Here is a 1,243-nt window from a genome sequence, read left to right as displayed (position 1 = left end):
CAACTGGCGGTACGCATGTACGCGCTGATCGTTCCGGCTGCAGTCCCCTTCGTCCTGCTCGGCACCGTGATGGGCCTGTCCTGGTGGGAGGACCACGTCCTGCCACCGCCCAAGGAGCCGGCGGAAGCCCCTGCCGAGGCTCCGTCGACACCAGCGGCCGCAACCGCGGTAGCACAACTCCCCAGCAACTCCCGCACGTTGACAGGGGTCGCCGACCGGAGTTGACTGACACCGACGGCGTAGGGCTGTGGTGCTCCGGAATCTCCGGGCAAAGCCTTCACCTTCGCTTCGCCCAGCCCCCGCGGAACGCAGGACATGTCCCTGTGACCGCGTGGAGGCGCAGCCGTGCTGCTCTGGGTTCTTCTCCTGCTGCTGATCCTGATTGTGTTCGGGTTCGGCTTCACCATGCAGATTCTCTGGTACGTCGCGTTGGTGCTGCTGGTCGTCTGGATCGCCGGGTTCGCCATGCGCGGCCGCCGTGGTGGTCGCAGTCGCGGCGGGCATCGAGACGGCCGAAGCCGCCCGTAGCCAGTACCAGGCCCTATCCCACGCGCGGGATGGCAAGTTGCACGGCAATCCAGCGCGGGGAGCCCCACCCAAGCCTCACCCAGTGGACGAACAGAGGGCAGCCATGAGCTTTGAACAGAAGATCAGGAACAAGGCACAGGAACTCAAGGGCCGGATCACGGAAAGCATCGGCCGAGCCGCCCGCAACAGGCGGCTGAAGAGGCAAGGGAAGACCCACCGAGTCGCCGGGAACCTGAAGCAGTCCGGCGGGAAGGCCAAGGACGCGTTCAGGCGCTGACCGCGACCGCCCCGGGTAGCGCCCACCCCGCGTGGGCACCACCCGGGCGGGCACGAACCGACAGGGGCTGATGGGAATGCAGCAGAGCATTACGACACGAGAGCCAAAGAGGCAGCCATGTTCACGGGGGTGACCATCGCCGTGGCCGTCGCCCTCTTGGCCGGACTCGGCCGGGGCGGGGGTTGAAGCGGCGCTTCGGCCCTGCGTGGCAGGAGACGTCGCCCGGCGTTGACTGACGACGACGGTGCAGGGCTATGACGCTTCGGATACTCCGGGCGAAGTCCTATGCACGTGTTGCCGCCGCCTGGACAGCGTCCGGTCCCTGAGAACAAGGGCTTTCGGCCGTCCATCGGACCGGACCGAGGACTATGCTGCTGTGTGGACGTCCCAGACCCCGGCGGCATGTAGTTGCTCAACACAGATGGTTGCGGGGAGCGG

General features: G+C 66.9%; 3 protein-coding genes. All 3 read left to right on the top strand.

All coding sequences use genetic code 11. The features are described 5' to 3' along the window. On the top strand, positions 1-225 hold a 225-nt coding region (locus tag ABZ208_RS39125), incomplete at its 5' end, for a hypothetical protein (RefSeq protein WP_356914203.1). 123 nt (positions 226-348) lie between these two features. Next, positions 349-528 carry a hydrophobic protein gene (locus tag ABZ208_RS39120; protein WP_356914204.1) on the top strand — a complete coding sequence of 60 codons (180 nt, stop codon included), beginning with the start codon at positions 349-351 and terminating at the stop codon, positions 526-528. A gap of 103 nt (positions 529-631) precedes the next feature. After that, positions 632-805: a CsbD family protein gene (locus tag ABZ208_RS39115; RefSeq protein WP_356914202.1), complete on the top strand. Its 174-nt coding sequence runs from the start codon at positions 632-634 to the stop codon at positions 803-805. Positions 806-1,243 lie beyond the last annotated feature (438 nt).

Source organism: Streptomyces sp. NPDC006208 (assembly GCF_040613775.1).
GTDB lineage: Bacteria > Actinomycetota > Actinomycetes > Streptomycetales > Streptomycetaceae > Streptomyces.
The sequence above is the reverse complement of the archived record's forward strand: the minus strand, read 5'-3'. Positions and strand labels throughout refer to the sequence as shown.

Bases quoted from the DNA above. Each gene is read 5' to 3' on its own strand.
- ABZ208_RS39115 (WP_356914202.1), top strand. From the start codon at position 632: ATGAGCTTTGAACAGAAGATCAGGAACAAGGCACAGGAACTCAAGGGC.